This window comes from Desulfovibrio desulfopostgatei (assembly GCF_053570645.1).
In genome coordinates this window covers 2,791,629-2,801,230 of record NZ_JBRBQS010000002.1, presented here as the reverse complement: position 1 = coordinate 2,801,230, position 9,602 = coordinate 2,791,629, and the positions used below count along the sequence as shown (strand labels likewise).

General features: G+C 56.7%; 4 protein-coding genes and 2 rRNA genes (1 of these 6 only partly in view). 4 read left to right on the top strand and 2 right to left on the bottom strand.

The genetic code is table 11. The features are described 5' to 3' along the window. The 4 genes from ACUZ9Q_RS12300 to ACUZ9Q_RS12285 all read left to right on the top strand — a co-directional run. Positions 1-1,353, top strand: a 23S ribosomal RNA gene (locus tag ACUZ9Q_RS12300); it begins 1,581 nt to the left of the window's first position. Positions 1,354-1,399: 46 nt separating this feature from the next. Continuing rightward, positions 1,400-1,514, top strand: a 5S ribosomal RNA gene (rrf, locus tag ACUZ9Q_RS12295). Between the two features lie 1,743 nt (positions 1,515-3,257). Next, positions 3,258-5,150 (top strand): bifunctional diguanylate cyclase/phosphodiesterase, encoded by a 1,893-nt coding sequence (locus ACUZ9Q_RS12290; RefSeq protein WP_192113812.1) that lies wholly within the window; start codon positions 3,258-3,260, stop codon positions 5,148-5,150. A gap of 48 nt (positions 5,151-5,198) precedes the next feature. After that, positions 5,199-6,953, top strand: coding sequence for a methyl-accepting chemotaxis protein (locus ACUZ9Q_RS12285; protein ID WP_227119403.1), 1,755 nt, complete (start codon positions 5,199-5,201; stop codon positions 6,951-6,953). Between the two features lie 108 nt (positions 6,954-7,061). Here the strand turns inward: ACUZ9Q_RS12285 and ACUZ9Q_RS12280 are convergent, their stop codons facing one another. Both ACUZ9Q_RS12280 and iorA read right to left on the bottom strand, forming a co-directional pair. Next, positions 7,062-7,670, bottom strand: coding sequence for an indolepyruvate oxidoreductase subunit beta (locus ACUZ9Q_RS12280; RefSeq protein WP_192113814.1), 609 nt, complete (start codon positions 7,668-7,670; stop codon positions 7,062-7,064). A 9-nt stretch (positions 7,671-7,679) separates the two neighbouring features. Next, positions 7,680-9,530 (bottom strand): indolepyruvate ferredoxin oxidoreductase subunit alpha, encoded by a 1,851-nt coding sequence (gene iorA / locus ACUZ9Q_RS12275; RefSeq protein ID WP_192113815.1) that lies wholly within the window; start codon positions 9,528-9,530, stop codon positions 7,680-7,682. Positions 9,531-9,602: the final 72 nt, after the last annotated feature.

The window sequence follows — 9,602 nt, the reverse complement described above, 5'->3', positions numbered from 1 at the left end:
AGCTGTTGAGCCTATACTGCCTAGAAAATCTTCTAAGTTTAGGATGTGCAAACCGTACCGCAAACCAACTCAGGTGGGTGGGATGAATAATCCAAGGCGCTCGAGAGAACTCTGGCCAAGGAACTCGGCAAAATAACCCCGTACCTTCGGAAGAAGGGGTGCTCCTCCGGGTGAAGTTAATTCACTTAACGAGCCTGAGGGAGCCGCAGAGAAATGGTGGTGGCGACTGTTTACTAAAAACATAGGTCTGTGCGAAGTCCTAAAGACGACGTATACGGACTGACGCCTGCCCGGTGCCGGAAGGTTAAAAGGAGAGGTCAGCGCAAGCGAAGCTTCGAATTGAAGCCCCGGTAAACGGCGGCCGTAACTATAACGGTCCTAAGGTAGCGAAATTCCTTGTCGGGTAAGTTCCGACCTGCACGAATGGCGTAACGATCTCCACACTGTCTCGGCCAGAGACTCGGTGAAATTGAAGTCGCGGTGAAAATGCCGTGTACCCGCAGAAAGACGGAAAGACCCTGTGCACCTTTACTATAGCTTGACATTGGGATTTGGAACTGCATGTGTAGGATAGGTGGGAGACTGTGAACTCTGTACGCTAGTATGGGGGGAGTCATTGTTGAAATACCACCCTTGTTTTTTCAGGTCCCTAACCCTCGACCGTTATCCGGTGAGGGAACAGTGTCTGGTGGGTAGTTTGACTGGGGCGGTCGCCTCCTAAAGAGTAACGGAGGCATGCAAAGGTTCCCTCAGGCTGATTGGAAACCAGCCGTCGAGTGCAAACGCATAAGGGAGCTTGACTGCAAGAGAGACATCTCGAGCAGGTACGAAAGTAGGTGTTAGTGATCCGGTGATCCCGAATGGAAGGGTCATCGCTCATTGGATAAAAGGTACGCCGGGGATAACAGGCTGATCGCATCCAAGAGTTCACATCGACGATGCGGTTTGGCACCTCGATGTCGGCTCATCACATCCTGGGGCTGAAGCAGGTCCCAAGGGTACGGCTGTTCGCCGTTTAAAGTGGTACGCGAGCTGGGTTTAAAACGTCGTGAGACAGTTTGGTCCCTATCTTCTGTGGGCGCTGGAGAATTGAAAGGGCCTGTCCCTAGTACGAGAGGACCGGGATGGACGCACCCCTGGTGGACCTGTTGTCGTGCCAACGGCACAGCAGGGTAGCTATGTGCGGAAGGGATAACCGCTGAAAGCATCTAAGCGGGAAGCCTGCCTTAAGATAAGTTCTCCCTGGAGCAATCCCTAAAGGGCCGAGGTAGACTACCTCGTTGATAGGCTGGAGGTGGAAGCGCCGCGAGGTGTGGAGCTGACCAGTACTAATAGCCCGTGCGGCTTGTGTTTGAAAAAAATCCTTCCGTCCCTGTCAATTAATATTTTGACAAATTTCGTTGATAGCCATGGAGGAGAGGGTACACCCGATCCCATTCCGAACTCGGAAGTTAAGCTCTCCATCGCCGATGATACTGCATAACGTCATGTGGGAAAGTAGGCCGCTGTCAACGATCGCTCCAAAGCCCCTTGCTGCTATTAGCGCAAGGGGCTTTGTCTTTTATTCCCCCCTTGCTCCTTCCTTCCAACTCCCCCCTTGCTCTTTGGAGTTTTTCCTCGCTTTCTCCTGGTTGCGTCCAGAGCACGTCAGCCGCATTTACGCAAACCCGTCTTTTTGGGCCTGACTGCGTCAAAATTGGTTTTTTAATGCTCACGTACTTGAGTACGCTGCGCTTAAAAAACTAATTTTTCCTTGTCAGTCCGCAAAAATGCGTATTTTGCAAATTCGCCCAACACCAGCACGTCGCCTCCGCTCACGCTCCGGCGAGTCTAAGGAAGGCAACTCCACAACCCTCTCCTGATCACGACCTGCGAAAGCCAAGATGGAAGGCGGCACCACAACCATTTCACGTCATTCCCGTTGAAAGGCAGGGTGTCCTGTGCCGCGTGCGGTGTAATTTCATTGCAACTTTGCGCATTCAAAAGGTGATGCAATGTGACCCTGAAACCATTTATTAATTACTCCCCATAAAGACAGGATGGAAGGTGGTGCTACAGCAATCTCCTGACCATAAACAATCTAGGGACTCAGGCTCCATACGGTTACACTAGTTTATCGCAACAGTTCGCCCGTATGTGCTGAACGTGACTCTGCAACCTTTCTTTAACTACTGACTGCCAAAGACATATGATGTTAACGACTCGCCATTGGCTTCTAGCTGTGGGGCTTTCGCTTCGAGGTGACTAGGGGATTAAGCAATACGTCTTGCTTGTAATGATGCCCGCAGCGAAGCTAAGTATGTTGAGAGACAACAATTATTGTGGCGAGACAGCTTGAGCCAACGACCAGTTTTAACAGTATAATTGTTATCAGGATAGTCGGCTGAAACGGACTTTATCCAAAGCAAATGCGCCATCTGGCATTTACGCGGCGCGGAGGGAGATCGCCTGACCGAGCGTAGCGAGGGAAGGAAGCTCCCGGAGCTACAGCCGCGTTGCCCTCGCCACTCTGGGGTTATTGACAGTCCCTCTTTGGGGGTGCTTCGGGGGGGATGCAAGGGGGGCCGAGAAGGGGGCGTAGCCCCATAACCGGCCCCGCCTTGCTGCGCGCCGCACAGGCGTCCCAAACTCCGCCGGGCGGCGGAATACAATGCCCGAAGGGCAGCAAAAGACTCAAACTCTACGATGAGCAGAAATTGCTCTGCACCCGCGTCCCAAACTTCGCGGATGGCGGAATACAGTGACCGAAGGGCAGCAAAATCTAAAGGTTCACCTCAACTGAGAGGCGAATCGCACGCCGATGTGGTGAGAGGGCGCTACAGGATGTGGAATCAAGTGACCGAAGGACAAAAAATAAAACTAAGTAGAGCCAAGCAAATCGCTCTTGGCATCATTGCCACGACAGACACGACTATCACTAAAGACCATCTACCACCCATCTAAACCCCAATTAAAATCTGGCCCTGCGTAAGCGCCCATTTACCTCCGTAACCTTGTCGTCAAAAGTCGCGTAATGCGGCTGTAACAATGGGCCCAATTCCCTCTTTCTTTTTGGTAATTGTCTTTTCAAATTATCTCTGACGAATCTGATTCGCCGTCAAAATCAATTATTTCTGTAACAGACCCGCCATAGTATCGGCTTAGTGATGTTTGTGACTACGAGTCTGAGGGCCGTGCCTGCCGGAAATTAATGCCTCGGCCACCACGAGCAAGCAGACCGCAGCCCAACCATCGCAGCAATTTATGTGGAGGGGGTCATGCCCGATTCTTCCGCGCAGGATTTATTTGTAGAAACTTTTTGCGATCTGCCGCTGCATCCTGCAAGTTTGGCAGATTCGCACCCACATCCATGCCGCGCTACGTCCATGGTTCCGCCGCCCGCATCAACTTCACTGAATGTTGCAACTGCCGATGATGATCAGCGTCGTCAGGCCTTGCTGGATGTACTTCAGAACCAGACCATCACCAGCGTGCTCCAGCCCATTGTTTCTCTTCGCGATGGCGCTGTTTTTGGTTATGAAGCGCTTGGCCGCGGCCCTGCCGGAACTCCGCTTGAAGGTCCAGAGGCCCTTATTCAGTGCGCGCTGGAAAATGGGCGCATGCTGGAGCTTGAGCATCTCTTCCGGCGTAGCGCCCTGCGCGCCGCCCGCCAGATGCCAACGGGCATCCGCCTGTTTCTTAATGTAAATCCCAACATTATTCAGGATTCCCATTTTGGCATGGGCTTCACCAAGGAATACCTGACCCGCTTTGCCATCAGCGCCGAAGATATTGTTTTTGAAATCACCGAGCGCGAATCGGTTGTGAACCTGCGCGGCTTCAAGCAGATTATCGAGCATTACAAAGGCCAGAATTACCAGATCAGCATCGACGATGCGGGCGCAGGCTATTCCGGCCTCAACCTTATATCTGACGTGCAGCCGCATTTCATCAAGCTCGATATGCAGCTCATACGTGGGGTGGATAAAGACCTCACCCGGCAGGCGCTCATCAAGAGCATGCAGGAATTTGCGGCGCTCACCAATACGCGCATCATTGCCGAGGGCATAGAAACCGAAGAAGAGCTGGCAACCCTCATCAGTTTTGATGTGCCCTACGGACAGGGCTATTTTCTCCGCAGGCCAGATCCCACGCCAAGAGCCGTAGACCCGCTGGCCCTTCAGGTCATTCACCGCGAAAACAAGATTAAAAACAGATTTTTTGGCGCGCGCGTCCACAAGTTTCATGTGCGCCATATTTGCCGCGCAGGCACCGTTGTGCCGCCGCACATGCCCATACGTAGCGTGGTAGATTTGTTCGAAAAAAACAGCAAACTCAACGGGCTGTGCGTGGTTATGGGTGATTTGCCCGTAGGGGCGCTCACACGCAATCGCCTGTACGAGCAACTAAGCGGCAGATTCGGTTTTTCCCTTTTTGCCGACAAAGCTGTGGAAGCGGTCATGGACCGCTCCTTTTTGTGTGTGGACCACCAATGCACCATTGATCTGGTAGCGCGGCAGGCCATGCGCCGTGATGACGCCAAACTCTATGATTTTGTCACCGTAACCCGCGAGGGTCGCTATCAGGGTGTGGTAACAGTCAAGGAACTGCTCGAAAAGAGCATCGAACTGGAAGTCGCCAACGCGCGCCAGCTCAATCCTCTTTCAGAACTGCCCGGCAACGCGCTCATAGATATCGAGCTGGAGCGGCTTGTGCGCCTTGGTTTGCCGCGTATTGTTCTCTACTTCGATATCGACAACTTCAAGGCTTACAACGACAAATACGGCTTTAAAAATGGCGACAGGGCGCTCAAGCGCCTCTCATCCATCATCAAGGAAAGCGCGAGCGAGGATGATTTTGTAGGCCACATCGGCGGCGATGACTTTATCGCCGTAACAGATGCCCTTACGGCCCCTGATGTGTGCGAAACCATCATCTCTGCTTTTAACGACAGCGTGCCTGCCTTTTACAGCGCCGATGACGTCCAGCGCGGTTACATCGAGGGCAAAAGCCGCAGCAATATTGAAGAGCGCTTCCCGCTCATGTCCCTGACGATTGTGGGCGTTAATGCCAGCAACTTTCAGAGCAGTTTTGATCTGGCGCGCGCCGCCGCCACGCTGAAAAAGCAGTGCAAACGCATCAGCGGCAGTAATTACCAGCTTGAAGCGTAACGATTATTGCTGCCCCCAAGGCGGCACAAGCAAACTACGGGAGTACTCATGAAGCTGACCACGAAACTGGTTCTTTCGTTCAGCAGCATCATTTTTCTTATGCTGGCGCTGTTCGGCGTGTACTACGTCAATACCGATCGTATTGATCACGCCGTCAGCCATATGGATCAGCAGTATGTGCCGTCGCTTGTGGCGGTGCAGACCATGACGTCGTTGCTGTATTCGGCCCGTTCCGATCTGGCGGCGCTTACTCCGCATACGGATAAAGTCACCATCGCCGAGTACCGCGACCGCATCAAGCGTGCCCTCAAGCAGTTTGCACATCATGCCGAGGCCTATCAGGCATTGATTGAGGTCCGTAAGCAGGCTGGTGAGCCGGTGGATGATGAACTGTGGGGCAATATCATGGCCCAGTTGCATGCGGAGGAAGCCACCCGCGAAGAAATTATCCGTCTGGCGGGCGAGGGCGATACGGATGGCTCCATTGCGCTGTTCACCCGTAGCAGAGCTGACTTCATCCGACTTGCGCGCTATTTTGACCAGCTTGTGCAGCACGATGTGCAGCGCAGTCAGGAGGCAGCGGCAGGTGCGCAGGAAATTGCGCGGCAGTCGCGCTTGGCCGGGGCCGTGCTCGCCATCGTGGGAATATTGTTCAGCATTGCGGTTACAGCGGGCATCACGCTTGCCATCAAGCGCCAGCTCGGCAAAGACCCGGCGCAGTTGCAGCTCATAGCGGGCCGCGTGGCTGAAGGGGATTATGACCTTGAGCACTCTGGCCGCCAACAGGGGGTGTACGCCTCGCTGGTGCTTATGGTTCAGGCTTTGAAGGTGCATATAGAAAGTGCGCGCAGTGAATCGGAAAAGGCGCGGGAAGAATCCGCCAGGGCCAATGCCGCCCTGCAACAGGCTGAGGCGGCGGAGCGCGATGCCCGTGCAAAAACAGAAGCCATGCAGCAGGTGGCAGAGGCGCTGGAAGAAGTGACCCATGTTGTGGCCACTGCCTCCGGTCAGGTTGGCGAAACCATCCGGCAGGCAGAAGAAAGCGCAGACAGCACGGCTCAAAGGCTCACGGAAGCCGCCACTGGCATGGAGCAGATGAACGCCACCGTGGGCGAGGTGGCGCAGAATGCCACCGTTGCCTCTGACTCCTCAGCAGAAACCCGCCAAAAAGCAGAGGACGGGGCCAGGGTGGTTCGCCACGCTCTGGAGAGTATTGAAACCGTACGCTCCACCTCCTTGCGCCTCAAGGATGATATGGAGCAGCTTGGCGGGCATGCGCATGCGATTACCCGTATCATGAACGTTATTTCGGATATTGCGGATCAGACCAATCTGCTTGCCCTTAATGCCGCCATTGAGGCCGCACGGGCTGGGGATGCCGGACGCGGTTTTGCCGTGGTGGCGGACGAAGTGCGCAAACTGGCGGAAAAAACAATGGCTTCCACCCACGATGTGGATACGGCCATCAAGGCCATTCAGCAAAGCGTGGCCCACAGCGCTGCCTCGGTGGAGGAGGCTGTAAAGGGAATTTCGCTGGCAACCGAAGCTGCCCAGCAGTCAGGCCAGGCGCTGGAAGGCATTGTGGGAACTGTGGAAGAAACCGCCAATCAGGTCAGCGCAATTGCCACCGCCAGCGAGCAGCAGGCTGTGGCCACTGACCAGATCAACCGCACCATTGGCGATGTTACCAGCCTTTCGCGGCAAACTGCTGTTGCCATGAGCGCGGCCTCGCGTGCCGTGGCGGGGCTTTCTGCCCAAGCCCAAAATCTTGAAGGCCTCATTGAGCAGATGCAGAACTGCTAAGGCAGAAATTCCTGCCGCAAAAAAGAAGCCCCTTCAATGAAGGGGCTTCTTGCGTTTATAATGGGTCACGCTCAGGCGCCGCAGCAGGGGCGGGCTGCGCGCAAGGCGCTATTTATTCACGTAGGCCTTGCCCAGTTCCAGCGCCTTGAGGTTGGATTCCTGCAATTTCGCGGGCAGGAATTTTTTGATGGCGGCTTCCAGCGCGTCCACGCCAAAGGGCAGCACGCCGGAAGAACAGACCACGCTCAGGAGCACTGTGTTGCCGCTCTGCACGGAACCTGCCTTTATGCCAAGCTCGCGGCAGGGCACAAAGTGGCACTGCCCCGCAACCTGACGGGCCTTTTCCATAATGTGCGGCATGTCGGGGTACACTGCCTTGCCCAGCGAAACGCTGAGGGGCGGCAATGCATCGCTGCTGGAAAAGATTGCGCCGCCGGGCTGCAAGTAGGGCAGGGCGCGCAGGGTTTCCAGGGGTTCAAAGCCCAGCAGCACATCGGCTTCGCCGTAATCCAGCTTGGGGGAACGCCAGCCGCCAAGCAGCATGACAGATTCCACTACGCCGCCGCGCTGGGCCATGCCGTGCACTTCGCCAGCCACCACATCCAGTCCGGCTTCCAGAGCCGTACGGGCCAGCAGGGTTGTGGCCGTCAGGGTTCCCTGACCGCCCACGCCGGTAAAGAATATACGCATCCGCTTCTGCATTTCTTGTGTCTTCATAATATCTCCCTACCGCTTCCGCGCCTTGAAGGCCGTGGGCGCAACCTGCAAACAGACCATGCAGCCCGTGCAGAGCGTGGCGTCCACAGCAAGATTGTCGCCCTCGCGGTAAAAGGCGGGGCAGGCCAGCTGCTCAAGGCAGCGCATGGCTTCCGGTCCCTGCTGGGCCACTTCGGCCACCTGGGGTTGGGCCTTTTTGAGCTGACGGCGGGCATACAGCACGCAAGGCTCTTCGGTAATCAGCACGCGCACACCGCTCTGGGCTTTCATTTCTTCCAGCGCCTTGGTGACGGCCTTGACGTTGAAGGAGCGCACCTTGGTGCACTGGGTAACGCCCATGGCGCGCACAATGGCTTCAATATCCATGTGCTGGCTCATGGAGCCGAGCATCTCCTGCACCATGCCGGGGTTGGGCTGGTGCCCGGTCATGGCCGTGGTGCCGTTGTCCAGAACGACCAGAATGACGTCATGCTGGTTGAAAACCGCGTTGGCGAGGCCCGTCATGCCGGAGTGGAAGAACGTGGAATCGCCGATAAAGGCCACCACGGGCTTTTCCGATGCGCGGGCAAAGCCGCTGCCTGCGGAGATGGAAGACCCCATGCACACCAGAAAATCCGCAGCGCGCAGGGGCGGCAACAGACCCAGGGTGTAACAGCCGATGTCGCTGGAGTAGAAGGCATCGTCGCCAAAAACCTGCCGCGCGGCGTAGTAAACGGCGCGGTGCGAGCAACCGGCGCAGAGGTTCGGCGGGCGGCCCGGCAGTTCCATGTCTACACTGCGCACGGGCTTGGCCGGGCAGGGCGTGTCGAGCCAGGAGGAAAGGCGGCGCATGACAAGGGTGGTGGAATATTCACCCTGACCGGTGAGGCCGGAATCCTTGCCTTCAATGCGCACGTGGATTTCCTGCTTCTGCACCAGGGCGCGGATGTCCTGCTCCAGCAGGTCTACGCCTTCCTCGAGCACCAGCACACGGTCGCAGCCGCGCAGAAATTCTGTGATCATGGCAGTGGGCAGGGGCCAGGTCATGCCAAGCTCAAGCACGCGCACTCGGTCTTCCCAGCCGCCAGCAGAAAGGGCGTCGGCCAGATAGTTGCGGGCCACGCCGCTGGTGATGATGCCGAGACGCGTGGGCGTATGGGGTTCATGCACCGTGTTGAAGCGGCTGGATTCCGCAAACTGGCGGGCTTTTTCAATGATGCCGTCCAGCACCTGATGGCGCTTGCGGGCCACAGCGGGAACCGGCACAAACCGACCCGGATCACGCTTGAATTCAACCTTTGGCTGGGTGGCGGGCAGATCGTCAAAATCCACAGCGCCGCGCATGTGGCTGATGCGGGTGGTGGTGCGCAGCATCACGGGTTGTTGCAGCTCGCGGGCAAGGCGAAAGGCCTCGCGGGTCATGTCCTTGGCTTCCTGCGCGGAGGCAGGCTCAAAACAGGGCAGCAGGGCAAAGCGCGCATAGGTGCGGTTGTCCTGTTCGTTCTGGCTAGAGTGACAGCCTGGGTCGTCAGCCGTCAGCAAGACCATGCCGCCGGGCAGGCCCGTGTAAACGGAGGTGAACAGCGGGTCGGCGGCCACGTTGACGCCCACGTGCTTCATGGTCACGAGGCTCATGGCGCCGCCAAGGGCGGCACCGGCGGCCACTTCCATAGCCACCTTCTCGTTGACGGAATATTCCAGCCGGTAGCGGCCCTCGCCGCCAAGGCGGTGGAACGTGTCCGGCACTTCCGAAGACGGAGTGCCAGGGTAACAACTGACCATATGCACACCCGCTTCAAGCGCGCCGCGCACAATGGCTTCGTTTCCCAACAGCAGGTGCCGCTCGCCGCGAGCGCCCTGCAACAGCGGATGATTGCTCATGTTCCCTCCAGGCCCAGGCATATCGCCTGAACCGCAACTGGATGCAAAATGGCGCGGCCCATGCGGCCCCGC

Excerpts from the sequence above, each read along its gene's own strand:
- ACUZ9Q_RS12285 (WP_227119403.1), top strand. The coding sequence starts at position 5,199 with ATGAAGCTGACCACGAAACTGGTTCTTTCGTTCAGCAGCATCATTTTT.
- iorA (WP_192113815.1), bottom strand. The coding sequence starts at position 9,530 with ATGAGCAATCATCCGCTGTTGCAGGGCGCTCGCGGCGAGCGGCACCTG.
- ACUZ9Q_RS12280 (WP_192113814.1), bottom strand. The coding sequence starts at position 7,670 with ATGAAGACACAAGAAATGCAGAAGCGGATGCGTATATTCTTTACCGGC.
- ACUZ9Q_RS12290 (WP_192113812.1), top strand. The coding sequence starts at position 3,258 with ATGCCCGATTCTTCCGCGCAGGATTTATTTGTAGAAACTTTTTGCGAT.